Source organism: Sphingobium cyanobacteriorum, from assembly GCF_030580935.1.
GTDB lineage: Bacteria > Pseudomonadota > Alphaproteobacteria > Sphingomonadales > Sphingomonadaceae > Sphingobium > Sphingobium cyanobacteriorum.
The window spans coordinates 370,482-396,709 of sequence record NZ_JAUQOM010000002.1 but is presented as its reverse complement, the minus strand read 5'-3'; the positions used below and the strand labels follow the sequence as shown (position 1 = coordinate 396,709).

The 26,228-nt window shown below is 66.5% G+C and carries 31 protein-coding genes and 1 tRNA gene; 19 read left to right on the top strand and 13 right to left on the bottom strand.

Features of this window, described 5'->3' with window-relative positions; all coding sequences use genetic code 11:
- Positions 1-38: 38 nt before the first annotated feature.
- Positions 39-164, bottom strand: a complete 126-nt coding sequence (ykgO, locus tag Q4610_RS06835) for a type B 50S ribosomal protein L36 (RefSeq protein ID WP_004210176.1) — start codon at positions 162-164, stop codon at positions 39-41.
- Positions 165-361: 197 nt separating this feature from the next.
- Between ykgO and Q4610_RS06830 the strand changes: the two genes are divergently transcribed.
- Entirely contained in the window at positions 362-973 is a 612-nt protein-coding gene (locus Q4610_RS06830) for a hypothetical protein (RefSeq protein WP_304535240.1), read from the top strand.
- On the top strand, positions 970-2,100 hold the full coding sequence (locus Q4610_RS06825) for a M14 family metallopeptidase (RefSeq protein ID WP_304535239.1): 1,131 nt from the start codon (positions 970-972) through the stop codon (positions 2,098-2,100). The genes Q4610_RS06830 and Q4610_RS06825 overlap by 4 nt, the downstream gene beginning before the upstream one ends.
- Positions 2,101-2,145: 45 nt before the next feature.
- On the opposite strand, the gene Q4610_RS06820 is transcribed toward Q4610_RS06825, so the two are convergent.
- From Q4610_RS06820 to crtY, 4 genes are all read right to left on the bottom strand, one after another.
- Positions 2,146-3,117 (bottom strand): phytoene/squalene synthase family protein, encoded by a 972-nt coding sequence (locus tag Q4610_RS06820; protein ID WP_304535238.1) that lies wholly within the window; start codon positions 3,115-3,117, stop codon positions 2,146-2,148.
- Between the two features lie 73 nt (positions 3,118-3,190).
- On the bottom strand, positions 3,191-3,772 hold the full coding sequence (locus Q4610_RS06815; RefSeq protein WP_304535237.1) for an LOG family protein: 582 nt from the start codon (positions 3,770-3,772) through the stop codon (positions 3,191-3,193).
- Positions 3,773-5,263, bottom strand: a complete 1,491-nt coding sequence (locus tag Q4610_RS06810) for a phytoene desaturase (protein ID WP_304535236.1) — start codon at positions 5,261-5,263, stop codon at positions 3,773-3,775.
- Complete coding sequence (gene crtY, locus Q4610_RS06805) at positions 5,263-6,411, bottom strand: lycopene beta-cyclase CrtY (protein WP_304535235.1); 1,149 nt, start codon at positions 6,409-6,411, stop codon at positions 5,263-5,265. The genes Q4610_RS06810 and crtY overlap by 1 nt, the downstream gene beginning before the upstream one ends.
- A 143-nt stretch (positions 6,412-6,554) precedes the next feature.
- On the opposite strand from crtY, the gene Q4610_RS06800 reads away from it, so the two are divergent.
- On the top strand, positions 6,555-6,827 hold the full coding sequence (locus tag Q4610_RS06800; protein ID WP_304535234.1) for a metal/formaldehyde-sensitive transcriptional repressor: 273 nt from the start codon (positions 6,555-6,557) through the stop codon (positions 6,825-6,827).
- A 2-nt stretch (positions 6,828-6,829) separates the two neighbouring features.
- A complete protein-coding gene (dmeF, locus tag Q4610_RS06795; protein ID WP_425262535.1) occupies positions 6,830-7,858 on the top strand; it encodes a CDF family Co(II)/Ni(II) efflux transporter DmeF in 1,029 nt (342 codons plus the stop codon).
- On the opposite strand, the gene Q4610_RS06790 is transcribed toward dmeF, so the two are convergent.
- Genes Q4610_RS06790 through Q4610_RS06780 form a run of 3 tightly spaced genes read right to left on the bottom strand, consistent with a single transcriptional unit; the run spans position 7,855 to position 10,213 of the window.
- Positions 7,855-8,448: a histidine phosphatase family protein gene (locus Q4610_RS06790; RefSeq protein WP_304535233.1), complete on the bottom strand. Its 594-nt coding sequence runs from the start codon at positions 8,446-8,448 to the stop codon at positions 7,855-7,857. The two genes, dmeF and Q4610_RS06790, sit on opposite strands and share 4 nt — an antisense overlap.
- Positions 8,448-9,257 carry a 3-deoxy-manno-octulosonate cytidylyltransferase gene (locus Q4610_RS06785; RefSeq protein ID WP_304535563.1) on the bottom strand — a complete coding sequence of 270 codons (810 nt, stop codon included), beginning with the start codon at positions 9,255-9,257 and terminating at the stop codon, positions 8,448-8,450. Before Q4610_RS06785 ends, Q4610_RS06790 begins: the two co-directional genes overlap by 1 nt.
- Positions 9,254-10,213, bottom strand: a complete 960-nt coding sequence (locus Q4610_RS06780) for a KpsF/GutQ family sugar-phosphate isomerase (RefSeq protein WP_425262542.1) — start codon at positions 10,211-10,213, stop codon at positions 9,254-9,256. Before Q4610_RS06780 ends, Q4610_RS06785 begins: the two co-directional genes overlap by 4 nt.
- An 84-nt stretch (positions 10,214-10,297) precedes the next feature.
- Between Q4610_RS06780 and Q4610_RS06775 the strand changes: the two genes are divergently transcribed.
- Entirely contained in the window at positions 10,298-10,501 is a 204-nt protein-coding gene (locus Q4610_RS06775; protein ID WP_304535231.1) for a hypothetical protein, read from the top strand.
- Positions 10,502-10,564: 63 nt separating this feature from the next.
- On the opposite strand, the gene Q4610_RS06770 is transcribed toward Q4610_RS06775, so the two are convergent.
- Entirely contained in the window at positions 10,565-11,563 is a 999-nt protein-coding gene (locus tag Q4610_RS06770; RefSeq protein WP_304535230.1) for an NAD-dependent epimerase/dehydratase family protein, read from the bottom strand.
- 182 nt (positions 11,564-11,745) lie between these two features.
- On the opposite strand from Q4610_RS06770, the gene Q4610_RS06765 reads away from it, so the two are divergent.
- On the top strand, positions 11,746-12,873 hold the full coding sequence (locus Q4610_RS06765) for a GNAT family N-acetyltransferase (RefSeq protein WP_304535229.1): 1,128 nt from the start codon (positions 11,746-11,748) through the stop codon (positions 12,871-12,873).
- Positions 12,870-13,739 carry a cupin-like domain-containing protein gene (locus tag Q4610_RS06760; protein ID WP_304535228.1) on the top strand — a complete coding sequence of 290 codons (870 nt, stop codon included), beginning with the start codon at positions 12,870-12,872 and terminating at the stop codon, positions 13,737-13,739. The genes Q4610_RS06765 and Q4610_RS06760 overlap by 4 nt, the downstream gene beginning before the upstream one ends.
- On the opposite strand, the gene Q4610_RS06755 is transcribed toward Q4610_RS06760, so the two are convergent.
- Genes Q4610_RS06755 through bla form a run of 3 tightly spaced genes read right to left on the bottom strand, consistent with a single transcriptional unit; the run spans position 13,717 to position 16,309 of the window.
- Positions 13,717-14,784 (bottom strand): GNAT family N-acetyltransferase, encoded by a 1,068-nt coding sequence (locus Q4610_RS06755; RefSeq protein ID WP_304535227.1) that lies wholly within the window; start codon positions 14,782-14,784, stop codon positions 13,717-13,719. The genes Q4610_RS06760 and Q4610_RS06755 overlap by 23 nt on opposite strands.
- A 43-nt stretch (positions 14,785-14,827) precedes the next feature.
- Positions 14,828-15,193 (bottom strand): Mpo1-like protein, encoded by a 366-nt coding sequence (locus Q4610_RS06750; protein WP_304535226.1) that lies wholly within the window; start codon positions 15,191-15,193, stop codon positions 14,828-14,830.
- 60 nt (positions 15,194-15,253) lie between these two features.
- Positions 15,254-16,309, bottom strand: coding sequence for a class A beta-lactamase (gene bla / locus Q4610_RS06745; protein ID WP_304535225.1), 1,056 nt, complete (start codon positions 16,307-16,309; stop codon positions 15,254-15,256).
- A 95-nt stretch (positions 16,310-16,404) separates the two neighbouring features.
- Between bla and ung the strand changes: the two genes are divergently transcribed.
- Together ung and Q4610_RS06735 are read left to right on the top strand one after the other, a co-directional pair.
- Positions 16,405-17,094: a uracil-DNA glycosylase gene (gene ung, locus Q4610_RS06740; protein ID WP_304535224.1), complete on the top strand. Its 690-nt coding sequence runs from the start codon at positions 16,405-16,407 to the stop codon at positions 17,092-17,094.
- 107 nt (positions 17,095-17,201) lie between these two features.
- Positions 17,202-17,552, top strand: coding sequence for a glycine zipper domain-containing protein (locus Q4610_RS06735; RefSeq protein WP_304535223.1), 351 nt, complete (start codon positions 17,202-17,204; stop codon positions 17,550-17,552).
- Positions 17,553-17,773: 221 nt separating this feature from the next.
- Here Q4610_RS06735 and rpoZ read toward each other — a convergent pair whose 3' ends face one another.
- A complete protein-coding gene (rpoZ, locus tag Q4610_RS06730) occupies positions 17,774-18,118 on the bottom strand; it encodes a DNA-directed RNA polymerase subunit omega (RefSeq protein ID WP_304535222.1) in 345 nt (114 codons plus the stop codon).
- Positions 18,119-18,244: 126 nt separating this feature from the next.
- Here rpoZ and Q4610_RS06725 point away from each other — a divergent pair, with 126 nt between their 5' ends.
- The 10 genes from Q4610_RS06725 (at position 18,245) to rplA (ending at position 25,955) form a co-directional block, all read left to right on the top strand.
- Positions 18,245-19,459: a phospholipase D-like domain-containing protein gene (locus Q4610_RS06725; RefSeq protein WP_425262534.1), complete on the top strand. Its 1,215-nt coding sequence runs from the start codon at positions 18,245-18,247 to the stop codon at positions 19,457-19,459.
- 142 nt (positions 19,460-19,601) lie between these two features.
- A complete protein-coding gene (locus tag Q4610_RS06720) occupies positions 19,602-20,597 on the top strand; it encodes an aspartate carbamoyltransferase catalytic subunit (protein ID WP_304535220.1) in 996 nt (331 codons plus the stop codon).
- 127 nt (positions 20,598-20,724) lie between these two features.
- Positions 20,725-21,948, top strand: a complete 1,224-nt coding sequence (locus tag Q4610_RS06715) for a dihydroorotase (RefSeq protein WP_304535219.1) — start codon at positions 20,725-20,727, stop codon at positions 21,946-21,948.
- 252 nt (positions 21,949-22,200) lie between these two features.
- The gene (locus Q4610_RS06710; RefSeq protein ID WP_304535218.1) at positions 22,201-22,557 is read left to right on the top strand and encodes an excalibur calcium-binding domain-containing protein; all 357 of its coding nucleotides are present in this window, start codon (positions 22,201-22,203) and stop codon (positions 22,555-22,557) included.
- Between the two features lie 85 nt (positions 22,558-22,642).
- Positions 22,643-23,560, top strand: coding sequence for a YihY/virulence factor BrkB family protein (locus Q4610_RS06705; protein WP_304535217.1), 918 nt, complete (start codon positions 22,643-22,645; stop codon positions 23,558-23,560).
- 63 nt (positions 23,561-23,623) lie between these two features.
- Positions 23,624-23,699, top strand: a tRNA-Trp gene (locus tag Q4610_RS06700).
- 171 nt (positions 23,700-23,870) lie between these two features.
- On the top strand, positions 23,871-24,077 hold the full coding sequence (gene secE / locus Q4610_RS06695) for a preprotein translocase subunit SecE (RefSeq protein ID WP_304535216.1): 207 nt from the start codon (positions 23,871-23,873) through the stop codon (positions 24,075-24,077).
- 21 nt (positions 24,078-24,098) lie between these two features.
- Positions 24,099-24,635, top strand: coding sequence for a transcription termination/antitermination protein NusG (nusG, locus tag Q4610_RS06690; protein ID WP_304535215.1), 537 nt, complete (start codon positions 24,099-24,101; stop codon positions 24,633-24,635).
- A gap of 185 nt (positions 24,636-24,820) precedes the next feature.
- Positions 24,821-25,252, top strand: coding sequence for a 50S ribosomal protein L11 (gene rplK / locus Q4610_RS06685; protein ID WP_304535214.1), 432 nt, complete (start codon positions 24,821-24,823; stop codon positions 25,250-25,252).
- A 4-nt stretch (positions 25,253-25,256) separates the two neighbouring features.
- Entirely contained in the window at positions 25,257-25,955 is a 699-nt protein-coding gene (gene rplA, locus Q4610_RS06680; protein WP_304535213.1) for a 50S ribosomal protein L1, read from the top strand.
- Positions 25,956-26,228: the final 273 nt, after the last annotated feature.

Here is a 26,228-nt window from a genome sequence, read left to right as displayed (position 1 = left end):
CTGTCAGAGCCTGACCCCCTTGGGGTCAGGGCCTCGCTTTAGCCTTGGCGGGCCTTGAAGCGGCGGTTGGTCTTGTTGATGACATAGGTGCGGCCGCGACGGCGGATCACGCGGTTGTCCCGGTGGCGGCCCTTGAGCGACTTGAGCGAGTTGCGGATCTTCATGGCGTCGGCCCTTGATGAATCTGGTGTGGTCGAATTTCGAAGCGCAGCCCCTATGGGTCGCACAGGCCAAAGTCAAGGGTGGCGGACGCTCTTTTGCCCTTGTTCATCCCCCATGCAGCAAGATGGTGGCTACAGGCGTTGGGAGGAATTACAGCTTTCGCGCCGTGTATTCGGTGAACGCCCCTGGAGTGCCCCCCATGTCGAAGCGCCTGATCCTCGCCGCCGCCCTTGCTCTTCCGCTCGCCGCCTGCGCGACGGCGATCCCGCCGGTGGAGGTGACGCGATTCCATGTCGACAATCCTGCCCGCACCGGCACCATCGCGGTCGAGGAAATGCCGGGCAACCCGGATATCAGCCTGGAATTCCGCACCTATGCCGCCGCCGTGTCGCAGGAATTGCAGCGCGTCGGCTTCACCCCGGCACAGGCCGGCACGCCCGGCGACTATGTGGCGCTGGTCAGTTTCCATCGCAGTTTCCGCCCGTCGGGGTTTGACCGCAGCAGCGACAGGCCCGTCAGCGTCGGCGTGGGGGGCGGCTTTGGCGGTGGCGGTCGTGGCGGCAGCTTTGGCGGTCTTGGCCTGGGCGTGGGCATCAACCTGTCGGGCAAGCCCAAGGATATCGTGACGACGCAACTGCATGTGCAGGTGCGTCGCCGGTCCGATTCGATGGCGATATGGGAAGGCCGGGCTTCCACGGAGGCGCGGCAGGGGACGCCAGCCGCCCAGCCGGGCATCGCGGCGCAGAAACTCGCCGCCGCCCTGATCGGGGGCTATCCGGGCGAATCGGGGCGCACTATAATGGTCAAATGACCATCAGCATCTCCAGCAGCTTCGACAGCGGCAATATTCGCGTCCTCTCCATCACCGACAGCCCGGACGGCCTGAGCGCCGACCTGGAAATCGTCACCGATCACCAGAGCGACTTTTATCAATGGTTCCATTTCCGCCTGGCCAATGCGGCAGGGCGGGACGTGACAGTGCGAATCGTCAACGGCGCGGGGTCGGCCTATCCGGGCGGCTGGCCCGGCTATAGCGCGCGCATGAGCGAGGATCGTGAAAGCTGGCTGCTCATCGACACCGATTATGCCGACGGCACGCTGACCATGCGCCTGACACCGGACAGCAATGTGGTGTGGATCGCCTATTTCGCGCCCTATTCGATGGAGCGCCATCATGACCTGATCGCCTGGGCGGCGAGCCAGCCGGGCGTCGCCCATCGCGAACTGGGCCTGACGCTGGACGGCCAGCCCATCGACCTGCTGACGATCGGCGAGGGCCCCAAGCAGGTGTGGCTCTATGCCCGCCAGCATCCGGGCGAAACCATGGCGGAATGGTGGATGGAAGGCGCGCTGGAGCGGCTGACCGACGAGGAGGATGCCGTCGCCCGGCTGCTGCGGCAACAGGCGACGATCCACCTGGTCCCCAACATGAACCCGGACGGCAGCCGGCGCGGCCATCTGCGCACCAATGCGGCGGGCGTCAACCTGAACCGCGAATGGCATGAGCCAAGTGCCGCGCGCAGCCCCGAAGTGCTGATGGTGCGCAACGCCATGGACGAAAGCGGCGTCGATTTCGCCATGGACGTGCATGGGGACGAGGCAATCCCCGCCGTGTTCATCGCCGGGTTCGAAGGCATCCCGTCGATAAGCGAGAAGCAGATGGCGCTCTATCACCGCTATCGCGACACGCTGGCCGCGCGCACGCCCGATTTCCAGACCCGGCTGGGCTATCCGGTGGCGAGCGCGGGCAAGGCGAACCTGTCCATGTCCACCAATCAGGTGGCGGAGCGGTTCGGCGCGGTGGCGATGACGCTGGAAATGCCGTTCAAGGACAATGATGACCTGCCCGACGCCGATTATGGCTGGTCCCCCGCCCGGTCGATGCAACTCGCCAAGGATTGCCTGGCGGTACTGGCAGAGATGATCGAGGATCTGTGACCTGTGCTTGAAGGGGCATTGCGGACGCAGCGACGCAATGCCCGTTCAAGCAAGAGGCGTCGCGCCCTGGAGCGGCCGGGTCCACAGCGTCGCCGGGCGGGCAATGGCACCCGGCCAGCGGCGCGCGCGACCGGGCACCTGGGCCGCGGCGCGGAGCACCCAGCCCAGCTTGTCGCCCCTGGACGTGACGACGCGATGGTCCCATGCCTGTTCGCCCCGGCGGGCGACTTCACGGGCGATATCGCCATAGATGCCGGCGGCCGCCAGCACCGCCCAGGCGGCGCGCGGCGGCAGCGCGCCGGTGCCGTGGCGCGCGCTGGCTTCATAGGCCGCCGCCATCGTCGCCAGCCGCTTGCCCAGCATTGCAAGGCGCGGGCGCGCCCAGGGCTGCATCTGCGCACCGGGAGGAATGTCCATTTCGGCCAGCCATGCTTCTGGCAGGTAGCAGCGGCCGGCGGCCTGATCCTCCCCAATGTCGCGGGCGATATTGGCGAGCTGGAAGGCAAGGCCGAGGTCGCAGGCGCGGTCGAGCGTCGCCCGGTCGTTCGGATCGACGCCCATCAGCACCGCCATCATGCAACCGACTGCGCCGGCGACATGATAGCAATAACGCAACATGTCCGCTTCCGACCGGGGGCGCCAGTCGCGCGCGTCGAGCGCGAACCCCTCGATCAGGTCATGGGCATAGCGTTCGGGAATCGCACATTCGCGCATCACGACGCCAAAGCCGTCAAAGGCCGGATCGCCGGTCGGATCGCCGCGCAGGGCGGCATCGGTCAACCGCCGGATGGTCGACAGCCTTGCCTGCCCGTCGGTCACGCCCTGCAACGTGCCGCCATGGTCCTGGCCATCGGCGATGTCGTCGCATTTGCGGCACCATGCGTAGAGCAGCCAGGCGCGTTCGCGGGTGACGGGATCGAACAGTTTCGAGGCGAGCGCAAAGGATCTGGAACCGCGGGCGATACTGTCGCGGGCGTGGGTGACGAGGGCGGAACGGTCTGAGGAAGATAGGGACATGGGGGGAGACATGCCCGTCCGATCGATCGCCCGCAAGCCGTGCGTTCCCCCGCCTGCACGGGAGCATGGCAGGCTACAATCGATCCGCCTTCATCGCGAAGATCGTTTCATGCGGCTGATAAGCCGCCATCGCGTCGATCAGCCCGTCGATGCGTTCGTCATGGATCAGGATGCCGGCATGTTGCGGGCGGATGAAGCCTGTTTGGACCATCTGCCGGTTGAAGCCGATCAACTGGTCGTAGAAACCCGCGACATTGAGCAGGCCGACCGGCTTGCTGTGATAGCCAAGCTGCGCCCAGCTTATCGCTTCCCACAGTTCATCCATCGTGCCGACCCCGCCCGGCAGCGTGACGAAGCCATCGGACAGGTCGGTGAAGAGCTGCTTGCGCTGGTGCATGGTCTGGACGACGTGCAGGTGCGTGCAGCCGCGATGAGCGACTTCGGCGCCGACCAGCGCCTCCGGGATCACGCCGATCACCTCGCCGCCCGCCTCCAGCGCGGCGTCCGCCACCGCGCCCATCAGGCCGAGGCGCCCGCCGCCATAGACGACGCCGATGCCGCGTTCCGCAAGGGTGCGGCCGACATGGCGTGCCGCGTCCACATATGTCAGGTCGGCCGGCGTGGCCGAACCGCAATAGACCGCCAATCGTTTCATTTACATCCTGCCCAGATCGTCCAGCATCAGCGCCGCCGTCGCCTTGGCACTGCCCACCACGCCGGGGATGCCGGCACCCGGATGGGTGCCCGCCCCCACCAGATAGAGGTTGGGGATGACATCGTCGCGATTATGCGCGCGGAACCAGGCGCTTTGCGTGAGCAGCGGCTCCAGGCTGAAGGCGCTGCCCAGATGGGCATTGAGGTCGCGGCCGAAATCGGTCGGCGCATAATGGAACTGGGTGACGATGCGCGAACGGATGTCGGGGATCAGCCGGTGCTGGATTTCGTCCAGGATGCGTTCGGCATAGGCCGGCGCGAACTGGTCCCAGTCGATCGGCAGCTTGCCCATGTGCGGCACAGGGGCGAGCGCATAGAAGGTCGAATGCCCGTCCGGCGCCATCGACGGATCGGTGACGGTGGGATGATGCAGATAGAGCGAGAAATCCTGCGGCAGCACGCCATGATCGTAAATGTCGGTCAGCAGCCCTTCATAACGCGGGCCGAACAGGATCATATGGTGCGGGATGCCGGGCCAACTGCCCTTGATCCCGAAATGCAGCACGAACAGGCTGGGCGACCAGCGCTTGCCCGCCAGCTTCTCGCCCTGTTTGGCCCCGCGCGGATGATGGCCGAGCAGGTCGCGATAGCTATGCATCAGGTCGGCGTTGGTGGCGATGGCGTCCGCCTCCCCGCGCCAGCCCGACGCGGTATGGACCGCCGTGGCCCGGTCGCCATAGGTTTCGATCCGCGTGACCGCATCGCCCAGGCGAAGCGTGCCGCCCAGTCGCTCGAAATGCGTCGCCATGCCCTGGACGAGGCGATTGGTGCCGCCCTTGGCGAACCACACGCCGCCATCCTTTTCCAGCTTGTGGATGAGGGCGTAGATGGCGCTGGTCTTCATCGGGTTGCCGCCGACCAGCAGGGTGTGGAAGCTGAGCGCTTCCCGCAGCTTTTCATTCTTCACATGGCTGGCGACGACCGAATAGACCGACCGCCACGCCTGATATTTGGCGAGGCTGGGCGCGGCCTTGATCATCGAGGCGAAGTCGAGGAAGGCGACCGAGCCGAGCTTGCGATAGCCTTCTTCGAACACGCCGGCGGCATAGTCGCAGAAGCGTTCATAGCCCGCGACATCATTGGGATCGAGCTTGGCGATTTCGGCGCGCAGTTGCGCTTCATTGTTGGAATAGTCGAAATTGGTGCCGTCGCGCCAGTTGAGCCGGTAAAAGGGCGACACCGGCATCAGCGTCACGTCCTGCGCCATGTCATGGCCCGACAGGCGCCACAGTTCGTTCAGGCAATCGGGATCGGTGATGACGGTCGGGCCGGCGTCGAAGGTGAAGCCGTCCCTTTCCCACATATAGGCGCGGCCACCGGGGCGGTCGCGCGCTTCCACCAGGGTGGTTTGAATGCCGGCCGATTGCAGGCGGATGGCAAGCGCAAGGCCGCCAAAGCCTGCGCCGATCACGATCGCTGTCCTGTCGGTCATCAGGCGGGCGGGTTCCACAATGTTCGCATGGCGTCCCTTATGGGCACGGGGGGCCGTCCGCACAAGATGCGCAAACGGTCAGTCAGCGACGAACGGCCGGCATAGAAGCGCTGGATGAGGGCGGGCCGCAGCCGGTAGAAGCGCGCAAAGATGCGCCAGCGCTGGTCGGGCCGGGCGGCGCCGAACAGCATCTTGCCCAGCAGGCGATAATAGCCGCCGCGTCGCCAATGGGCCGCCGCATAGGCGCGGGTGGCGGCGGGCAGGCCGTCGAGCGGCTGGTCGGCCAGCCAGAGCGCGAATCGCACCGCGTCGGGCAGCGAATAGCCGGTCATCGGCTGGAACAGCCCGGCGCGGACACCGGCGCGGGCGACCGGATCATCCGGGGGCCAGTAACGGTCGAAATCGCCGCCATGCACGACCGGCAGCACGCCCTGTTCGCGATGGACGACTTCCGCCCGCCAGCCTTTGGCATCGGCATAGGCGGCGATGCGGGCGTCCATGGCCGGGACATCGAGGTCGGGCGTGTCGCTGTAATAGGTGTCCTCGACGAAGATCGTCCGATCGTCCCAGGGCAGGAGATAGACGAAGCGATAGCCGTCCATCTGGGCCACCGTCGCGTCCATGATGACCGGGCGATCGACGCCATGGGGGGCGGCGCAGCGCAGCGCGTGGCCGACGAATTTCTGCCAGCCGCAGCGCAGCGCCGACAGATCCCCCGCCCCGCGCGCGTCGATGACCGCCCGCGCCCGGATCATGCGGCCATCGGCCAGGGTGACGCAGTCGGGAGCAAGGGCCTCGACAGGAGTGCCGGTCAGCAGCCGGTCGCCCAACTGGCGTTCAAGTGTGACAGCGAGTGGAACACTTGTCGCGCTGTTATACGGCGTGTCGAGATGGCGGGCATGACCGGGGAAGCGGACCGCATGCCCCTGCGGCCAGCGGTGGACGAGCAGCGGTTCGATCAGCCAGCGGTCGGCGGCGGTCACGTCGCCGTCGAAGAAGGACCAGATATGATTGCCGCCCGGCCTGTCCCCCTGTTCCACCAGCAGCAGCCGGACATCGGGCCGGAGCGCCGCGAAGGCGAGCGCGATCAGCCCGCCCGAAAGGCCGCCGCCGATGATCGCCAGGTCGCAGTCCAGATCGCTTGTCATGCCAGTTCGCTTGTCATGGACCTCTGTTAGAATGTGTCCTGTCCCAGGGGAAGCGATGTTCGGGGGAAGGCCCGCACATCCCGCCCGCGCCACGCCCAGCCCCCCCTTGGCTTCTGCCCTCATATAGTATAGGGGGGTATCCTATGCATATCATCGCGGATCGGGACAAGTTGCTGGCGCGGGTGCGCCGTATCGCCGGGCAGGTGGCCGCCGTCGAGCGGCAACTGGCGGGGGATGCGGGCTGTTCGGAGACGTTGCAACTGGTGGCGTCGGTGCGCGGCGCGGTCGGCAGCCTGATGGAGGAGCTGATCGAGCAGCATATGCGCGAGCATGTCGCCCGGCCCGGCCTGTCCGACGCGGCGCGCCAGGCCGCGACCGAGGAAATGCTGGCGCTGATCCGCCGTTACGGGAAATAGAGATGCACGACGACCACAAGCATGACGGGCCTGGGCATGACGGACACGGGCATGACGGGCATGGACATGCACATGGCCCCGGCCATGATGCCCGCGTCCCCGCCCCCGCCGGCATGTCCGCCGATGGCGAGGACAGCCATTATTTCGACCATATCTACCTGTCCGCCGGGCATGACCAGAATGCGAAGCGCACCTTGTGGGTGGTGTGGCTGACGGCAGCGACGATGGTGGTCGAGATCGCCGCCGGCTGGATCACCGGATCGATGGCGCTGCTGGCCGACGGGTTCCACATGGCGACCCATGCGGGCGCACTGGCGGTAGCGGCGGCGGCCTATGGCTATGCCCGGCGCCATGCGCGCAACCCGCGCTATACGTTCGGGACGGGCAAGGTCGGCGACCTGTCGGGCTTCGCATCGGCGTTGCTGCTGGGCGTGACGGCGCTGTTCATCGCGATCGAATCCGGGATGCGCCTGTTCCAGCCGATCCATGTCGCCTTTGGCGAGGCAACGCTGGTCGCGGTGGTCGGGCTGATCATCAACATCATCAGCGCGCTGTTGCTGGGCCATGACCATAGCCACGACCATGACGGGCATGATCATGACCACAGCCATGACCACAAACATGGCCATGCCGACAATAATCTGCGCGCCGCCTATATCCATGTGCTGACCGACGCGCTGACATCGGTGCTGGCGATCGGGGCGCTGCTGGCCGGGCGCTATCTGGGCTGGTGGTGGATGGACCCGGCGGTCGGCCTGCTGGGCGCGGTGGTGATCGCGCGCTGGGCCTGGGGACTGATGAAGGACACGTCCGCCATCCTGCTCGACACCGCCGAACCGGCGCTGATGGCGCGGGTGCGGCGCGAGGCGGAGGCGGAGGGCGCAACCATCCGCGACCTGCATGTCTGGCGCATCGGCCCGCACGCCCATGCCGCGATCCTGAGCCTGGCGCCCGGCGCCGATGGCGCGGCGGTGCGGGCGCGGGTGCGGGCGCTGCCCCGGATGGAGCATGTCACGGTCGAGTGCGGCTAGGCCGGCCGTTCGTCCCAGCGGACCAGCCTGATCGCGCCTGACGGTTCGACCGCCAGTTCGCCGAACGCGCCGGTGCGCAGCTTGAGCGACCCCAGCGGCAGGCCCGCCGCGATCAGGGCGAAGCGGGCCGCGCCATTGCTGGTGACGAGCAGGTCCGTCCCCTGCCCCGGTTCGGCGAAGAAGTCGCGCCAGGCGGCGATGCGCGCGTCGGCATCGACGATCCAGCCATCGGGCGCGATGCCGCGTTCGTCCCAGTCGGCCAGCGCCTGCGCGCCGATGCGGGCCAGCACATCGGCTTCCGGCCGGCCTTCGTCAGGGCCATGGTCGATTTCGCCAAGCCAGTCGCGCACGCCATCGGTCGCATGGCCGGTGGCGGCGGCGATCCGCGCTGCGGTTTCGCGGGCGCGCAGCAGCGGGCTGGACAGGAGGCGGTGAATGGCGATGCCCTGCGCGGCGAACCAGGCGCCGAGCCGGTCGGCCTGGGCCTGGCCGCTGTCCACCAGAGGGATGTCGGTGCGCGCGCCGACGCGGCGCGCATCCGCGCTGCTGGCGAAGGTATTGCCATGGCGAATGATGAACAGGCGGCGCATCAGAGCGCCGGGGTCGGATCGCCATGGCGGGCGATCAGCGCCTCGACCCTGCTGATGTCAGCCTCCGTATCGATGCCGCTGCTGTCGAAACGGGGCGGATCGACCGACACGGTCATGACCGGGATGCCCAGTTCGAGCAGGCGCAGTTGCTCCAGCCCCTCCAGATTTTCGAGCATCGTCGGCGGGCAGGCTTCGAACCGGCGCAGCGCGTCGAGGGTGTAGCCATAGAGGCCGACATGGCGCCAGACCGGGGACAGCGGCTGGCTGGCGCGCAGCTTGTCCTCATTGCGGATCGCCGGGATGATCGCCTTGGAAAACCAGTAGGCATGCCCGTCCGGCGCACGGGCGCAGGTGGTGCCGCTGAAAGGCGAACGGATCTTGTGATCGCGCAGCGCGTCGAGCGCGGCCCAGTCGAGCGCGATGACCGGGGTGGCGACCTGCGCGCCATCCTGCAAGGCGGCGATGACAGCGCCCAGGGCACCCTGCGGCTGGAAGGGCGAATCGCCCTGGAGATTGACGACGAAGCGCGGAAGCACCGGCTGCGCCAGGGCGGCGGCAAGCGCGCGGCCAGAGCCGGTGGCGATGGCGCTGTCCGTCATCACCGCGTCGCAGCCGGCGGCGCGGGCATGGTCGGCGATGGCGTCGTCGTCCGTCGCCACGGCCAGCGCCACCCCGTCCCGCGTGCCGATCGCGGCGCGGGCCATGGCGATGGTGCGATGAAGCAGGGTCCGCCCGGCGATCAGCCGCAGCGGCTTGCGCGGCAGGCGGGACGAGCCGGCGCGCGCGGGAATGACGACGAGAAGGCTCAGGCGACCCCGGCGTGCAGCAGGTCGTGCATATGGACCGCGCCGACCAGCTTGCCATTGTCGCAGACGAACAGAAGCATGATGTTGCGTTCGTGCATCAGGCGCAGCGCTTCGGACGCCAGTTCGTCCGGCGCGACCGCCAGCGGCGTCAGCGTCATGAAGCGGCCGACTGCCTCGGTCAGATTCTGCTTGCCGGTCACGGTGCGGCGCAGGTCGCCATCGGTGAAGGCGCCGATCAGGCGGCCGTTGCGATCGACGATGGCGGTGCCGCCCAGACGGGCGCGGGTCATTTCGATGGTGGCGTCGAGCAGCGAGGCATCCTCGCGCACCATCGGCACGTCCTGGTTGCTGGCCATCAGTTCGCGCACCTTGACCAGTTGCGCGCCCAATTTGCCATTGGGATGGAATTTATGGAAGTCGTCGGCGGAAAAGCCGCGCATTTCCATCAGCGCGATCGCCAGCGCGTCGCCAAACGCCATCTGCACCGTGGTGGAGGTGGTCGGCGCCAGCGCGTTGGGGCAGGCTTCTTCCACTTCGGGCATCAAGACGCAGATATCGGCGGCGGTCGCCACCGTGCTGTGCGCCTGCGCGGTCATCGCCAGCAGCGGGATGGCGAAGCGTTTGCAATAATGGATGATCGGGCCAAGTTCGGTCGATTCGCCCGAATGGGACATCATCAGCACGACATCGTCGGGCGTGATCATGCCCAGGTCGCCATGGCCGGCGTCGGCGGGATGCAGGAACAAGGCAGGCGTGCCGGTGGAGGTCAGGGTCGCCGTCATCTTGCGCGCGACGATGCCGCTCTTGCCGATGCCGGTGACGATCACGCGGCCACGCACCTTCATGATGATGCCGACAACACGCAGGAAAGTCGCCGCAAAATCACGCTCTGAAAATTTCGCTTCCAGTGCATTGAGGCCGAAAGCGGCAATCGAAAGACTGCGGCAGGCACTTTCCACGATTCGCCCACCGGAGCCGAACGGGACAATCTTCGAAGCTGATGTCGACACGCGCTTGCCCTTTTTTCCGCCTCTTTGGATCTGATGATCCATCAGAGCAGCGGCGACGAGCCACCGTATTCGATGCGCCGTCTTTCCCTCGTTCCGCGACCCCCGGCCGGTTATGCAACCAGCCTGCGTGATTGGCTTACGCTGTTTCAGGCACTTATGGCAATCCATTTTGCAAGTGCGAAAGAAGATTTGCCCGATTCTGCACGAACAACGCACCAGCAACAAAAGATGAAATGACATATATTGCCGACGAACCGTGGAACCTTCCGCCCCGCGACGTGTGCAGTGCAGCAGCGGTCATCAACATCCATGATAGGCGCGATACCATTCCACGAATCGGGGCACGCCCGACTCGATGCCGGTCGTCGGCGCGAAACCGATATTCCGGGCGATGGCGCTGATATCGGCATAGGTCGCATGCACGTCGCCCGGCTGCATCGGCTGGAAATCGATTTCCGCCTTCCGCCCCAACGCATCCTCCAGCACCGCGATCAGGTGCATCAACTCTTCGGGCCGGTTGTTGCCGATATTGTAGAGCCGGTGCGGCCCCCGGCTGCCGCCCGCCTTGAGCGCGCCGTCATCGGCCGGGGGATGATCGAGACAGCCAAGGATTCCAGTCACGATATCATCGATATAGGTGAAGTCGCGCTGCATCCGGCCGTGGTTGAACACCGGGATCGGCTGGCCCGCCAGGATTTTGGACGTGAAGATCCACATCGCCATGTCCGGCCGCCCCCAGGGACCATAGACGGTGAAGAAGCGCAGCCCGGTCATGGGGATGCGGAACAGATGGGCGTAGGTTTCGCTCATCAGTTCGTCGGCGCGCTTGGTCGCGGCATAGAGCGAAACGGGATGGTCGGTCCGATCCTCCACGCGAAACGGCAACGAGTCGTTGCCGCCATACACCGAGGAGGAGGAGGCATAGACGAGATGCCGCACCCGCCGTTCACGCGCCAGTTCCAGCATGTTGACATGGCCCGCCAGGTTCGAGCGGACATAGGCGTGCGGATTGACGAGCGAATAGCGCACCCCGGCCTGCGCGCCCAGATGGACGATCGATTCGACCACCTGGTCGTGCAGCGCCCCCTGAAGCGCGTCCAGATCGGCAAAATCCAGTTCATGGAAGGTGAAGAGCCGGCCATGCGCCGCCTGCAACGCCGCGATCCGGTCCCGTTTCAGCGATACCGGATAATAATCGTTCATATTGTCGATGCCGACCACGGCGTGGCCCTGCGCCATCAGCCGGTCGGCGACATGCATACCGATGAAGCCGGCCGCGCCGGTAACAAGGATCGTCACGCTTCATTTCTCCCGCCAAGGCTGCTCAGCCGCGCCGGCTTGCCTGTCTCTCAACCATTGTCTCAGACAATAAGCCGCGCGATGTAAAGCCCGCGCGGACCAGTCAGGTCGCGTTAAACAGGAAGATTGCGACTTTCTCGCATCTTTACCGCCCCCTAATCTTTATCGCCTAAGCGAGGGCCATGGATATGGCATCCCATCCCTCGCTTCCCGCTGCCCATCATGCCGGGCCGGGGCAACGTGCCCGCTGGGCGGCGCTGGCGCAGGACGCGGCGGAGGCCAACGCTTTCTATGCGCCCGACATGCTGGACGCGGCGATCGATCATCTCGCGGCGGACGGGCTGCATGTCATCGAGGTCGAGAAGGACGACGCACTGATCGGGTTGCTGCCGCTGACGGTGCAGCCGCGCCATGGCCGCTTGCCGGTCGGCTGCGTCGGCAACTGGATGCATGATCATTGTTTTTTCGGCGCGCCGATGGTGCGGCGGGGGCATGAGGCGGCGGCGTGGCGCGGCTTCCTGGCGCAACTGGACGCAGCGCCCTGGGCGCGGGGATTCCTGCATCTGGAGGGGCTGGACGCGGCGGGCGCCAATGCCGCCGCGATCGAGGCGGTGTGCGTCGAGCAGCGACGCGGATGGCGCGAGATTCACCGCTATGAACGGGCGATGCTGCGGTCCGAATTGAGCGCCGACGCCTATTGGGAAACGCAGGTCCGGTCGAAGAAGCGCAAGGAATTGCGCCGGTTGCAGAAGCGGCTTGCCGAACTGGGCACGGTCGAGACGCGCCTGCTGGACGATGGCGCGGCGCTGCCGCTGTGGTGCGACGATTTCCTGGCGCTGGAAGCGGCCGGCTGGAAAGGCACAAAGGGCACAGCGCTGGGCTGCAAGCCGGGTGACGCCGCCTTCTTCCGTGCCGCCTGCGCCGCCGCGCTGGCGGCGGGGCGGCTGCATATGCTGCGCATCGACCTGGACGGGCGGGCCATCGCGATGCTGGTCAATTTCCGCCATGGCGCGGGCGCTTTTTCCTTCAAGATCGCCTTTGACGAGGAACTGGGCCGTTTTTCGCCGGGCGTGCTGATCGAGATCGCCAATCTCCATGCGGTGCAGGATGATCCAGCGATCGGCTGGATGGACAGTTGCGCTGCCCCCGACCATCCGATGATCGACAGCCTGTGGGCGGAACGGCGCACCATCGTGCAATATCGCATCGCGCTGCACGGCAGGGGCGCGGCGCGGATGCAGCGCCACGCCGCCTTCGCCGTCGCGAACGGCGTCGAAACTTTAGCCAGATATGTGAAAGGACAGCGATGACCGCGCACAGCCCCATCGCGCCGGCGGACGGCGCGACCTTCCCCGACAGTGCGCGCGCCGCCTTCGCCGCCGCCTATCCCGACGAATCGGCCAGACTGAACCATGGCCTGGCAGGGCACGGGTTGCTGACGCTGGACGCGCTGGCGGGGCTGGCGGAGCGGATGCCGGCACAATCGGTCGAATATAATCTGGGCAAGCTGCCGCTGGGCGTGCGGCCGGAGGATACGCCGTCCAACGGGCTGACGCTGGGCGAGACGATCCGCACGATCGAAACGAACGGCAGTTGGGCGGTGCTCAAGAATGTCGAGCGCGACCCGGCCTATGCCGCGCTGCTCGACGCGGCGCTGGCCGAACTGGAACCGATCGTCGGGCAAAAGACCGGGCCGATGCTGCATCGCGAAGCCTTCATCTTCCTGTCCTCACCCGGCAGCGTGACGCCGTTCCACATGGACCCGGAGCATAATATCCTGCTCCAGATCATGGGGACCAAGACGATGACCGTCTTTCCCGCGCGCGACGAGCATCTGGTGCCGGCGCAGAAAAGCGAGGATTTTCATGGCGGCGGGCATCGCAACCTGGTGTGGCAGGACGGGTTCAAGACGCAGGGCAAGGCCGTCCGGCTGGCGCCGGGCGACGCCATCCATGTGCCGGTGAAGGCGCCGCATTTCGTGGAAAACGGCCCGACCGTATCGGTCAGCCTGTCGGTGACATGGCGGTCCGAACGCAGCGTGGCGGAAGGCGAATTGCACAGTTTCAACGCGCTGCTGCGCAAGCGCGGCCTGCCGGTCGCGACGGTCAGCGCGCAGCCCGAACGGCAGGGGCTGCGCCGCCTGGTCTATCGCGTCATACGGAAGCTGGGCGCCTGAGCAGCCGGCGCAGCAGCGCTTCGGCTTCGAGGCGCGGGCTGAACCGTTCAAGCAGCCACCATTCGAGCGAGTCCTCGCAGGTCGACAGGCTCTGCTTGTAGCGATCCTTGCCCGCCAGCAGGGAGTAGCGGGACAGGCCGCGCGCCGCATAATGACCGACGGCGGCGGCATGGCAGAGCAGGCCGGGCTTGTCCTTGGCCGTGCGCGGATCGGCGAAGGCGGACTGATAATTCATCGCCACGCCATCCTGCACGAAATTGACCAGCAGCCCGACCACGCCGCCTGCATCGCTGAACCGCAGCAGTTCGACCGCGCCGCCGGGCAGGCCGCGCGCGGCGAGCGTGGCGACGAACGCACGGAAGCTTGCGCTGTCCCAGGCATTGTCGGCGTGGCGGCCTGCATTGAGTGCGGCCATGGCGTCCAGCCAGGGGGCGATGTCATCGAGCGTGGCGGTTTCGACGGCGGGCAGCGGGCCGCCATGATCCTTCATCGCGCGGCGGATCTGGCTGCGGCTGTTGGAACTGAGCAGCGAGAGATAGTCGCCATCGGCCGCGCGCACGGCGTCGAGATCGACCTGATAGACCGGCGACTGGTCGATCCGCGTCTTGCGCCGGGCAGGCAGGCCCAGCAGCGGGGAATCCGGGGCGATCCCGCTCAGCCGCAGGGCGCGCCAGTCGCGGCGGCGGGCGAGCGCGGCCAGCGCGGCGGCAACCGCCTCCCCGTCCCGGCCGCGTTCGGCGAGCAGGCCATTATATTCGACATAGGGGCGGTCGGCGTCCGGGTCGCCCGACTGGTTGAGGCTGAGCGTCGCCACGCCGCCCAGCAGGCGCGGCTGCATCGCATGGCCGACCAGCGCCAGCGCCACGTCCCGGCCATCTGTGTCCACGACGGCCAGCAGTTCGGGCCGAATCGGATAGCTGTCGAGCCACGCCCCCACCCAGGTCCAGCGCAGGAAGAAGGACGCATCCGATCGCGCCTCCAGCGCCTGCCAGCGCTGCGCCAAAGTCGCCCGGTCGGGCAGCGAGAAGGTCGCGGTAAGAGCCATCGCGCCCTTGTGGCAGAGCGCCGGGCGCGGTCAAGCGCTACGGTCAGCCACGGATGCGCCGCGCCGGATCGACCGTGCCGTCGGCGCGCACGCCGGCCTTGGCAAGGTCGCGCTTGATCTGGCCGGTCATGAAACGCTGCCACATCACGAAATCGGCGCGCAGCGACCAGAGCGGGTAGCGAAAGGTGGCGGGGCGGTTGTGCTCGATCAGGCCATGGCCCGCCCAGGCGAAGCCATAGCCCGCGACCGGCAGCGCCACGCCGACCCACCAATAGCCGGTGAAGGGCGCGCTCGCCAGCAGGGCCATCACCAGGCTGGTGCCGGCATAATGGAGGGCGCGTGTGCCGGGGCGCGCATGTTCCTGCAAATAATAGGGCCAGAAATCCCTGAAACAGTGCAGGCTGGTCATGTCAAACTCGCGCTCCGACACCCTCTCTAATCGGTAGCGTAATGATTTTTCCGACCTGTGTTAAGTGTTATGCGCCCGGCCGTGCATCCTGTCCGGGGCATAGAGAAAATAATCATAGGCCGCCCGCGCCGCTTCCGCGATGATGCGGTCGCGCGCGACATGGCCCTTGCTGTCCTTCATCACGAACACGACGATGGCAAAGCTGCGCCCGTCGGGCAGGCGCACCACGCCGACATCATTGCCGACCCCGTTGAGAGAGCCGGTCTTGTGCGCCACCGCCGTGCCGGGCGGCAGCATTCCGACGATTCGCGCCTTGCCCGTTTCGCAATGCGCCATGATGGTGAAGAGGCGCCGGGTGCTGGCGGGGGAAAGCGCGCGGCCCGCCTGATAGGCGGTCATCAGGTCGAGCATCGCGGTCGGCGTGGCGGTGTCCTCCGGTTCGGTCGCGAAGGCCAGGTTGGGCAGGTCACGCATGTCGCGCACCACAAGTTGCGGGTCGGCGCGACGGGCGGCGTCGGCATTCTGGCGGAAGCTGCCCGACAATGGACGGATGCCCATTGCCCGGTAGAGAAGATGCGCCGTGTCGCTGTCGACGCGCAGGCCGGTGACGCCCAGCCCGTTCACGAAGGCCGTGATCGCCCGCGGCCCGCCAGCGCGCGCGACCAGCACGTCGGTGGCATTATTGTCGCTCTTTTGCAGCATCAGTTCGAGCAGCCGGTCGACCGACAGGGTTGCGCCGGGGCGCGAGAACATCCAGGCGATGCCGCCCTCGCTCGCCAGTGCGGGATCGAGCGCCAACTGATCGTCCAGCCGCAGGTCGCCGGCATCGGCCAGGGCAAGGATGCGGCCGGCGACCGCGACCTTGTAGGCGCTGGCCATGGGAAAGAGCGTGTCGCCGTTGAGCGCCTGAGTCTCCCCGGTCTGGAGGTCGCGCACGGCGATGCCGACGGTGCCGTCCGACAGCGCGGCGAAGCGGGTGAATTCGGCCATCAGCTTGGCCCGCGCATCCTGCTGGAGCGTAGGTGCGGGCGGCGGGCCGAAGGCGTCGGCGCTGGGCAGCGGGGCGAGGAACAGGCCAAGGGCGGCAAGGAGCGACAGCGGACGGGCAAGCGGCATGACCTTTAGTTGCGGATCATCCGCCGCGAGGCAAGAGCGTTAACCGCAAACGGGCGCGTTGACAGGGCTTTGCGGCGCAGGCCATCAGGGGCGTCATGACAGACGGGATCAAGCTGCACGAAAGCTGGCGCACGCCGCTGGCCAGCCAATTCGCCGCGCCGCACATGCAGGCGCTCAAACGCTTCCTTCAGGCGGAAAAGGCAGCAGGCAAGCGCATCTTTCCCAAGGGGAGCGAATATTTCCGGGCGCTCGACCTGACGCCGGTGGACAAGGTGAAGGTCGTGATATTGGGGCAAGACCCCTATCATGGCGAAGGACAGGCGCATGGCCTGTGCTTTTCGGTGAAACCGGGCGTGCGGACGCCGCCGTCGCTGGTCAATATCTACAAGGAGATGGAGACAGACCTGGGCATCGCACGGGCCAGGCACGGCTTTCTGGACCATTGGGCCAAGCAGGGCGTGCTGCTGCTCAACAGTGTGCTGACGGTGGAAATGGGCCGCGCGGCATCGCATCAGGGCAAGGGATGGGAATTGTTCACCGACGCGGTGATCCGGCTGGTGGCGCAAAAGGAAGAGCCGGTCGTGTTCATGCTGTGGGGCGCCTATGCCCAGCGCAAGGCCGCCTTTGTCGACCAGGACCGGCATCTGGTGATCAAGTCCGCCCACCCCTCCCCATTGTCGGCGCATAACGGATTTCTGGGGTCACGGCCCTTTTCCAGGGCCAACGCATTTCTGGAGGCGCATGGCCGGGGCGCGATCGACTGGGCATTGCCGGACCTGGACTGAGCGGCCCGCTTAGCTGAACGGCACATGACAGGCCGGTTCAGGATCGGAACATCGGGGCCATGCGATAGCCCGGACCGTCAACAGATGATCAGGTCCGAGGAGAATTTATGTTCATTCGCAAAGCCATATTGGCCACCGCCCTTGCCGCCGCGTCGCTGGGCGCGGTCGTGCCCGCAACATCCTACGCCCGCGATCATCATCGCCATGGCTATCATCGCGATTATCGTGGCGATCATTATCGCGGCGACCGCTATGCCGATCGTCGCGGCTATCGTGACGATCGCGCCTATCGCTGCCGCAAGTCGGGCGGCACCACCGGGCTGCTGCTGGGCGGCGTCGCCGGCGCGTTGCTGGGCCGGGCCGTGGATACGCATGGCGACCGTGCGCCGGGCACGATCATCGGCGCGGGCGCGGGCGCGCTGGCCGGCCGGGCGATCGACCGCAATTCCAGATGCTGACAAGGACGACAGGGGGATCGCGCGATGCGCGGCCCCCTGTCGCCTGATCGCCGGAGCGGGATGACGCCAGATTGACGCATCTTGCCAGCGCGCCCGCCATGGATGGCTTCGCCGCGCGCACAATCACGCATCGCACCGGCTTTATCGGATACCAAAAAGGTCGAGGCCCGGTCCTGCTTGCGCAGGCCGGGCCTCTTTCCCTCTCCAAACTTGTGCGGCGATCAGCCGTCGTAGTCGCCGCCAATATTCTGGTTACGCGGCGGCGCGGCGGCGGTCAGGCGCAACGCCTCCGCCGACTGGGCGATCGAGCCGATTTCGTCCGGCGTATCGTCATCATCGATCTGCACCTTTTGCAGGGACGCGACGAGCGAATCGTGGAGATCGACGGGCATGACGGTTTCTTCAGCGATTTCACGCAGCGCGACGACCGGATTCTTGTCACGGTCACGATCGACCGTCAGTTCGGCGCCACCGGAAATCTCCCGCGCGCGCTGGGCGGCGAGCAGGACAAGATCGAAACGGTTGGTAATTTTGTCGACGCAATCTTCGACGGTAACGCGGGCCAAACAGGGCCTCCTGCAAATAACGGAAGGAAAGTCGTGAACCGGGCCACTAGCAGCGCCCCACGACCGAGTCAATGAAAAGGCCATAAAGCCATGGCGCAAGGCAAGCAAACACGGCATGAGGGCGGCATGGCGACCCCAGAGCCTGCCCCGGCGTCCACCGCCCCCGGCCCGCGCACCGCGCCGATATGCGCCGATCTGGCCGGCAACCGGCTGCGGCTGATCGCCGACGGGCAGGCGCTGCGCGATGCGCTGATCACGCTGATCGCGGGCGCGCGGCGCAGCCTGAACCTCTATTATTACATCTTTGCGGCCGATGGCAGCGGGACGATGGTGCGCGACGCGCTGATCGCGGCGCGGGCGCGCGGGGTGGCGGTGACGCTGATGGTCGACGGTTTCGGATCGTCCCGCACGCCCGACAGCTTCTTTGCCCCCCTGGTGGAAGCGGGCGCGCAGTTCGCACGGTTCGGGACGCGACGATCCACCCGCTACCTGATCCGCAACCATCAGAAGATGGCGATCGCCGACGCGGCACGCCTGCTGATCGGCGGATTCAATGTCGAGGACGGTTATTTCGGCATCCCGGCGGAGGATTGCTGGCGCGACATCGGCCTGCTGGTCGCGGGCGACCAGGTGGAGGCGATGGCCAAATGGTACGGGCAGTTGTGGCGCTGGGTAGGCACGAAGAAACAGCGGTTCCGCACCTTACGGCGCATGGTGCGGCAATGGCACCCGGCGCTGCACCATGACCCGGACGAACCGTTCCGCTGGCTGATCGGCGGGCCGACCCGGCGGTTGAGCCCCTGGGCGCAGGTGGTGAAGCATGACCTGGAACGGGCGCGGCGGGTCGACATGATCGCCGCCTATTTCTCGCCCGGCCGGGGGATGCTGACGCGAATCGCGCGGGCGACGCGGCGGGCGGGCGCGCGGATCATCCTGCCGTCCCGGTCGGACAATGGCGCGACCGTGGCGGCGGCGCGGCTGCTTTATGGGCCGCTGCTGAAACGCGGGGTGGAGATTTACGAATATCAGCCGTGCAAGCTGCACATGAAGCTGATCGTGATCGATGATGCGGTGTTCGTGGGATCGGCCAATTTCGACATGCGCAGCCTGTTCCTGAACCTGGAACTGATGCTGCGGGTGGAGGACCGGGATTTCGCGGCGGCCGTGCGCGATTTCATCACGGCAGAGGCAGGCGAGAGCCGGGCGATCAGCCTGGCCGACCATCGCGCCAGCCGCACTGCGTTGACCCTGGCGAAACAGTGGATCAGCTATCTGCTGGTGGGCGTGCTGGACTATACGGTGACGCGGCGGCTGAATTTCCGCAACCCGGACGCTGACTGAACATTTTCGGAGCGCGAACGGCGGAAAACCGCCGGTCGACATTTGCCGTCACGCCATCCCTGCAATAGAGATTATATCGCCGCTTCTGGCAATGACGGGTTCACCTTGCCCTCTCCCCTCCCCTCCCCTAAAGCACCGGCTCATGCCCGACATCTTCATTCCTGACGCGACCCCCGAACTGACCGGCCGGGCGCTGTTTCCGCACAGGCATCTGCTGTCGATCGCGGACCTGAAACCCTGGGAAATCCGGTTCCTGCTGGACGAGGCCGAACATTGGGCCGCGACCAACAAGGGGCAGGCGCGCAAGCATGATGACCGGCTGGCGGGAATGACGCAGATCAACGCCTTTTTCGAGAATAGCACACGCACGCTGCTTTCGTTCGAGATTGCCGGCAAGCGGCTGGGCGCGGACGTGGTCAACATGGCGGCGGCCACGTCGAGCGTGAAGAAGGGCGAAACGCTGATCGACACGGCCATGACATTGAATGCCATGGCCGCCGATGTGATCGTGATCCGCCATGCGAGTTCCGGCGCGGTGCGGCTGATCGCGGACAAGGTGGACTGCCCGGTGCTGAACGCGGGCGACGGATGGCATCAGCATCCCACGCAAGCCTTGCTCGACGCGCTGACGATCCGGCGGCGCAAGGGCGGGTTCGAAGGGCTGGTGGTCGCGATCTGCGGCGATGTGCTGCATAGCCGGGTGGCGCGGTCGAACATGCTGTGCCTGGCCGCGCTGGGCGCGCAGGTGCGCGCGGTCGCGCCGCCGACGCTGCTGCCGCCGGAGGTGGAGATGCTGGGGGCGACGCCCTTTACGAAGATGGACGAGGGGCTGGACGGCGCGGACGTGGTGATGATGCTGCGGCTCCAGAATGAGCGGATGGACGGAGCGTTCATACCGTCGGCGCGGGAATATCATGCGCTGTACGGGCTGACGCCGGAGCGGCTGGCCATCGCCAGGCCCGATGCGCTGGTGATGCATCCGGGGCCGATGAACCGGGGCGTGGAAATCAGCAGCAGCGTCGCCGATCATCCCGAACGATCGGCGATTACCGAACAGGTCGCGATGGGCGTGGCCGTGCGGATGGCGTGCCTGGACGTGCTGACGCGCGGCGCGCGGGGCGTGGAGGGATGGGCGTGACCATTCCGGCCTTGTCGGTCATTGCCGCGCAGGCGGCAATCCATCTCCCACCCCATCCCCGGCCGCAAGGCCAGGAGATGGATCCCCGCCTCCGCGGGGATGACGGCTTCTGTTTCGGGGGAGTGCAGTGACTATGATCGCCATCATCAACGGTCACCTCGCCGATCCGGCGGGCGACGCGATGACGCCCGGCGTCGTGCTGATCGAGGGGGACCGGATCGTCGCGGCGGGCGATGTGGCGGTGCCGGACGATGCGCAGCGGGTCGATGCGGGCGGCCTGGTGGTCGCGCCGGGCCTCATCGACCTGGGCGTGTTCGCCACCGACAAGCCGGCCTTTCATTTCGGCGGGATCACGCGCGCGGCGCTGATGCCGGACCAGCGGGCGGCGCTGGACGAGGTGGGGCTGATCCGGCAGGCGACGCGCGCGGGCAAGCCCGATTTCTGGGTGCATCCGATCGCGGCGGCGACGCGCGGCTTGCAGGGCACGGAAATGGCCGAAATGGGCCTGATGCAGGCGGCGGGCGCGAAGGCGGTCGGCACCGGGCGGCAATGGATCGCGGATTCGGGCGTCATGCTGCGCGTGCTGTCCTATGCCAGCGGGCTGGGCCTGACCGTGATCGCCCATGCCGAGGATGGCGGGCTGACGGCGAAGGCGGTGGCGACCAGCGGCGAGACGGCGACGCGCCTGGGCCTGCCCCACGCGCCGGCCTGCGCGGAGGCGATGGCGATCGCCCGCGACATCATGCTGGTGCGCGAGACGGGCGCGGCGATCCATTTCCGGCTGGTGACGACGCAGGCGGGCTTTGACCGCATCCGCGCGGCCAAGGCCGAAGGGCTGAACGTCACCTGCGGGATCAGCCCGGCCTATCTGTTCCTGAACGACCAGGCGGTCACGGATTTCCGCACCTTCGCCCGCCTGTCGCCGCCGTTGCGCGACGAGCGGGACCGGCAGGCGAGCCTGGCGGCGGTGGCGGACGGGACGGTGGACGTGATCACGTCCAGCCACGATCCGCGCGGACCGGAGGACAAGCGCCTGCCCTTCGCCGATGCCGCGCCGGGCATGGCGGGGGCGGAAACGCTGCTGGCGCTCTCGCTCAACCTGGTGCGCGAGGGGCAGGTGTCGATGGGCCGGCTGATGACGCTGCTGTCCGCCAACCCGGCAAAGATATTGGGCGTGAACGCGGGCAGCTTTGCCCCCGGCAGCGCGGCCGACCTGATCTTCGTCGATCCCGATGCGCCGTGGATCGTGGACCGCGCGAAGATGGCGGCGTCGGCAGGCAACACCCCGTTCGACCGCCTGCCGGTGCAGGGCCGCGCGCGGCGGGTGATGAAGGGCGGCGTGTTCTTGTAGCGTGGCGTCGCATTGCGATTGGGCGGAGGCAATGGCTCTCCTGCCAGAGGAGGGTGGATTTTGGTCGACCGCCAGCATCTGGTTTAGCGACGGCCAGGATCGCCCTTTGCAAAACGGCGCATGCCCCCCTGGACAACCCTTCCTTTACCATGGGCGGTTATGCCCGGCCGCATGACGGGACGGCATTTCGGGATCGGGACGGCGCTGGCAGTGGTTGCCATGGGCGGCATGGGTGGCGCTGGATTGCGTCACTTGACCAGCAGGCCAGCGGTCGCGACCGTGCCGGTCGAGCACCAGAGGGCCACCAGCGCGCCATGGCGGCCCACCCGCAACACCATCCGCCTGGATCAGCCGATGTCGGCCGATGAACTGGACCGGCAGCAGCCCGGCGGTGGCGCCCTGTCCGCGCCTGCCGCACCTGCCGCACCTGCGCCCCGCAGGGTGCAAGCCCCTGCTGCGGGCGCCGGTAGCGCCACCGGAGCCTATCGCAATTGCCGCGATGCGTGGGCGGCGGGTGCGGCCCCGCTCTATCGCGGCCAGCCCGGCTATGGCGCGCACATGGATGGCGATGGCGACGGCATCGCCTGCGAACCCTATCACGGCGGATAGGCGACGCGCGCGGCGGCGCGTGGCCAGGATGGAACCGCCCTCCCCCTTCATGCGCTTGCCTTGCTGGAACAGCAGGGGGACCGCCATGGCGGAAAGAATCGCGCAGCAGGTGCATGTCGATGCGCCGTGGAAAATCCCGCCGCGCGCCTGGTGGGAGATATTGAAGCGCGTCTATGCCGCGATCGGCGACAATCATGTCGGCCTGCTGGCGGCGGGGGTGGCCTATTACGCCTTTCTGTCGATCGCGCCGCTGTTCGGCGCGGTCGCGCTGACATATGGCCTGTTCGGCGATCCGCAACTGGTGGCGCGGCATATGCAGGCGATCATCACCGTGGTCCCCGCCGATGCGGCACGCCTGATCAACGACCAGTTGCTGGGGGTGGTGAGCGCGGCCAAGCCGGCGGTCGGCCTGGGGCTGTTCGGCGCGCTGGCGCTGGCGGTCTATGGCGCGACGCGCGCGGCGTCGGCGATCATGGAGGCGTTGAACATCGTCTATGGCCAGAAGGAAGGGCGCAACATCTTGCGCTTTTACCGCACGTCCATGGGCATCACCTTTTCCGCCGTGCTGGTGGTGGTGGCGGGCGTGTTCACCGCGACGATCATCGGCCTTGTCCAGAAATGGCTGACGGACTGGGGCCCAGGCGCGCTGTTCGCGGTCAAGGCGGTGACATGGGTGTGCGCGGGGCTGCTGGCCAGCGTCATCTTCGGCCTGATCTATCGGTTCGGGCCGAACCGGCGGCAGGCGCAATGGCAATGGCTGACGGTGGGATCGGTGACGGCGACCCTGTTCTGGCTGCTGGTGACGCTGGGCGTGTCCTATTATGTGTCCACCTTCGGCAAGTATAACGAGACGTACGGGTCGCTGGGCGCGGTGGTGGTGTTGCAGCTATGGCTGTTCGCATCCGCCTATGTCGTGTTGCTGGGCGCGCAGATCAACGCGGAGGCCGAGCGGCAGACCAGCGTGGACACGCACGTCGCCGGGCCGATGCAAAAAGCCGCATAATCGCGCTTGCCCTGCCCGGCCGCCCACGCTAAAGCGCCCTCCTTCGCTGGCCCCGGCCAGTGCAGGAGTGTAGCTCAGTTGGTAGAGCGTCGGTCTCCAAAACCGAATGCCGTGGGTTCGAGTCCCTCCACTCCTGCCAAGCGAACTGGCCGCGAACCCTTGTAAATGCAGGGGTTCGCGGCTAAGTGCGCAGGCGAAACAAGATCGCGGAGCAAGCGGTCGCACCCCCGGACGCCAAACAGGGCGGGATCGGGAGGGCGAACTGTTGCTGCGCGAATTGGTGTTGGTTCGAAACGCAAGAAGGCAAACGATGGCGAAGGTTTCCCCCGGCGAATTCGTCAATCAGGTGCAGACCGAAGCGAAGAAGATCGTGTGGCCGACCGGCCGCGAGACAATGATGACAGGCGTGATGGTCGTCATCATGACGACGCTGCTGGGTCTCTTCTTCTTCGGCATCGACACCTTCTTCGGCGCGATCGTTCAGTGGTTGCTGAGCGTCGCGGCAGGCCAGGCCTGATTAAGATTTTGAAAGGGTAACATGGCGCGCTGGTACATCATCCACGCCTATTCGGGCTTCGAGAACAAGGTCAAGGAATCGATCCTGTCCGAAGCCGAGCGCATGGGCCTCTCCCAACTGGTCGAGCAGGTGGAAGTCCCCACCGAGACGGTGACAGAGGTGAAGCGCGGCAAGAAGGTGCAGGTCGAGCGCAAGTTCATGCCCGGCTATGTCCTGGCCAAGCTGGCGATGAACGACGATATCTATCACCTGGTGAAGAACACGCCCAAGGTGACGGGCTTCCTGGGTTCGAGCGGCAAGCCGCAGGCGATCAGCGAGGCCGACGCGGCGCGCTATTTCGGCGCCCAGAAGGAAGCCGAGGCCGCGCCCAAGCACAAGGTCAGCGTCGATTACGAGATCGGCGACAGCGTCAAGGTGCTGGACGGTCCGTTCGCCAGCTTCAACGGCGTGGTCGAGGAACTGGATTTCGAAAAGAACCGGGTCAAGGTGTCGGTGTCGATCTTCGGCCGCGCCACCCCGGTCGAACTGGATTTCGAGCAGGTCGAACTGTCGAAGTGATTACGCCGTCCCGGCGAAGGCCGGGATCGCGTGCCTCAAGCCGTCCCCTTGCGGCCTGAGATGCCAGCCTTCGCTGGCATGACGACAAGGGATGAACGCGGGAGGAGGCTTTGGCCTTCGTCTGACCGCTAAACTTGAACCGGGCCGATCCTTCAAGGAAAGGCCCAGCAACAGAGTGAGTGACAATGGCCAAGAAGATTACGGGCTATATCAAACTCCAGGTGCCCGCTGGAGACGCCAAGCCTGCCCCGCCGATCGGCCCTGCCCTGGGTCAGCGCGGCGTGAACATCATGGAATTCTGCAAGGCGTTCAACGCCCAGACGGCGAATGTCGACAAGGGCACCCCGCTGCCCACGATCATCACCGTCTATGCGGACCGCAGCTTCACCTTCACCACGAAGCAGCCGCCGGCCACATTCCTGATCAAGAAGGCGATCAACCTGAAGTCGGGTTCCAAGGAACCGGGCAAGATCGTCGCCGGCAAGATCACCCGCGCGCAGCTCGCCGAAATCGCCCAGGCCAAGATGGTTGACCTGAACGCGAACGACATCGACGCAGCGACGAAGATCATCGAAGGCTCCGCCCGCGCGATGGGCCTCGACGTGGTGGAGGGCTAAGACCATGGCAAAGCAGACCAAGAAGGCGAAGGCTCTGGCCGCCGCGATCAACAAGGACAAGCTGCACGGCGTTGACGAAGCGCTGGGCCTGATCAAGACCCATGCGACCGCCAAGTTCGACGAAAGCGTCGAAATCGCGATCAACCTGGGCGTCGATCCCCGTCATGCCGACCAGATGGTCCGTGGCGTCGTCACCCTGCCCGCCGGCACCGGCAAGGACGTGCGCGTCGCCGTGTTCGCCCGCAACGACAAGGCGCAGCAGGCGCTCGACGCCGGCGCCGACATCGTGGGCGCCGAGGACCTGCTGGAATCGATCCAGGCCGGCAACATCGACTTCCAGCGCGTGATCGCGACGCCGGACATGATGGGTCTGGTGGGTCGCCTGGGCAAGGTGCTTGGTCCCAAGGGCCTGATGCCGAACCCCAAGCTGGGCACCGTGACGCCGAACGTCGCCGAAGCCGTGAAGGCCGCCAAGGGTGGCCAGATCGAATTCCGCGTCGAAAAGGCGGGCATCATCCATGCGGGCCTGGGCAAGTCGAGCTTTTCGGCCGAGGATCTGCGCAAGAATTTCGACGCCTTCGTCGACGCGATCGTCAAGGCCAAGCCGTCGGGTTCGAAGGGCAAATATGTTCGCAAGATCGCCCTGTCCTCCTCGATGGGTCCGGGCGTGAAGGTCGATGTGGCGGAAGTCGCTTCGGTCTGATTTTTGCGCTATAGACGATCGGGCAAGCCTCCTTCCTCGCGAAATGGGGAAGGAGGCTTTCCTGTTTTTGCATCATCCTCCCTCTTGCAGGGGAGGTGGCAGGGCGTAGCCCTGACGGAGGGGTGTTCATCTCTCGATAGGGGGACACCCCTCCACCACCGCCGTCGGCGGTGGTCCCCCTCCCCTGCCAGGGGAGGATTTTGGAACCAAGGGCACGACCGACCCTTGGGCTTCCCGCGCGGAAGCATGAGCGGTCTTTTCGTATCCGTCGGG

Coding starts and splice junctions, on each gene's coding strand:
- Q4610_RS06720 (WP_304535220.1), top strand. CDS start 19,602: ATGCCCGACATCTTCATTCCTGACGCGACCCCCGAACTGACCGGCCGG.
- Q4610_RS06830 (WP_304535240.1), top strand. CDS start 362: ATGTCGAAGCGCCTGATCCTCGCCGCCGCCCTTGCTCTTCCGCTCGCC.
- Q4610_RS06750 (WP_304535226.1), bottom strand. CDS start 15,193: ATGACCAGCCTGCACTGTTTCAGGGATTTCTGGCCCTATTATTTGCAG.
- Q4610_RS06825 (WP_304535239.1), top strand. CDS start 970: ATGACCATCAGCATCTCCAGCAGCTTCGACAGCGGCAATATTCGCGTC.
- Q4610_RS06775 (WP_304535231.1), top strand. CDS start 10,298: ATGATCCATCAGAGCAGCGGCGACGAGCCACCGTATTCGATGCGCCGT.
- Q4610_RS06820 (WP_304535238.1), bottom strand. CDS start 3,117: ATGTCCCTATCTTCCTCAGACCGTTCCGCCCTCGTCACCCACGCCCGC.
- Q4610_RS06735 (WP_304535223.1), top strand. CDS start 17,202: ATGTTCATTCGCAAAGCCATATTGGCCACCGCCCTTGCCGCCGCGTCG.
- dmeF (WP_425262535.1), top strand. CDS start 6,830: ATGCACGACGACCACAAGCATGACGGGCCTGGGCATGACGGACACGGG.
- Q4610_RS06755 (WP_304535227.1), bottom strand. CDS start 14,784: ATGGCTCTTACCGCGACCTTCTCGCTGCCCGACCGGGCGACTTTGGCG.
- crtY (WP_304535235.1), bottom strand. CDS start 6,411: ATGACAAGCGATCTGGACTGCGACCTGGCGATCATCGGCGGCGGCCTT.
- Q4610_RS06725 (WP_425262534.1), top strand. CDS start 18,245: ATGGCGACCCCAGAGCCTGCCCCGGCGTCCACCGCCCCCGGCCCGCGC.
- Q4610_RS06760 (WP_304535228.1), top strand. CDS start 12,870: ATGACCGCGCACAGCCCCATCGCGCCGGCGGACGGCGCGACCTTCCCC.
- Q4610_RS06790 (WP_304535233.1), bottom strand. CDS start 8,448: ATGCGCCGCCTGTTCATCATTCGCCATGGCAATACCTTCGCCAGCAGC.
- bla (WP_304535225.1), bottom strand. CDS start 16,309: ATGCCGCTTGCCCGTCCGCTGTCGCTCCTTGCCGCCCTTGGCCTGTTC.
- Q4610_RS06810 (WP_304535236.1), bottom strand. CDS start 5,263: ATGACCGACAGGACAGCGATCGTGATCGGCGCAGGCTTTGGCGGCCTT.
- nusG (WP_304535215.1), top strand. CDS start 24,099: ATGGCGCGCTGGTACATCATCCACGCCTATTCGGGCTTCGAGAACAAG.
- rplK (WP_304535214.1), top strand. CDS start 24,821: ATGGCCAAGAAGATTACGGGCTATATCAAACTCCAGGTGCCCGCTGGA.
- Q4610_RS06800 (WP_304535234.1), top strand. CDS start 6,555: ATGCATATCATCGCGGATCGGGACAAGTTGCTGGCGCGGGTGCGCCGT.
- ung (WP_304535224.1), top strand. CDS start 16,405: ATGACAGACGGGATCAAGCTGCACGAAAGCTGGCGCACGCCGCTGGCC.
- secE (WP_304535216.1), top strand. CDS start 23,871: ATGGCGAAGGTTTCCCCCGGCGAATTCGTCAATCAGGTGCAGACCGAA.
- Q4610_RS06765 (WP_304535229.1), top strand. CDS start 11,746: ATGGATATGGCATCCCATCCCTCGCTTCCCGCTGCCCATCATGCCGGG.
- ykgO (WP_004210176.1), bottom strand. CDS start 164: ATGAAGATCCGCAACTCGCTCAAGTCGCTCAAGGGCCGCCACCGGGAC.
- Q4610_RS06705 (WP_304535217.1), top strand. CDS start 22,643: ATGGCGGAAAGAATCGCGCAGCAGGTGCATGTCGATGCGCCGTGGAAA.
- rplA (WP_304535213.1), top strand. CDS start 25,257: ATGGCAAAGCAGACCAAGAAGGCGAAGGCTCTGGCCGCCGCGATCAAC.
- Q4610_RS06815 (WP_304535237.1), bottom strand. CDS start 3,772: ATGAAACGATTGGCGGTCTATTGCGGTTCGGCCACGCCGGCCGACCTG.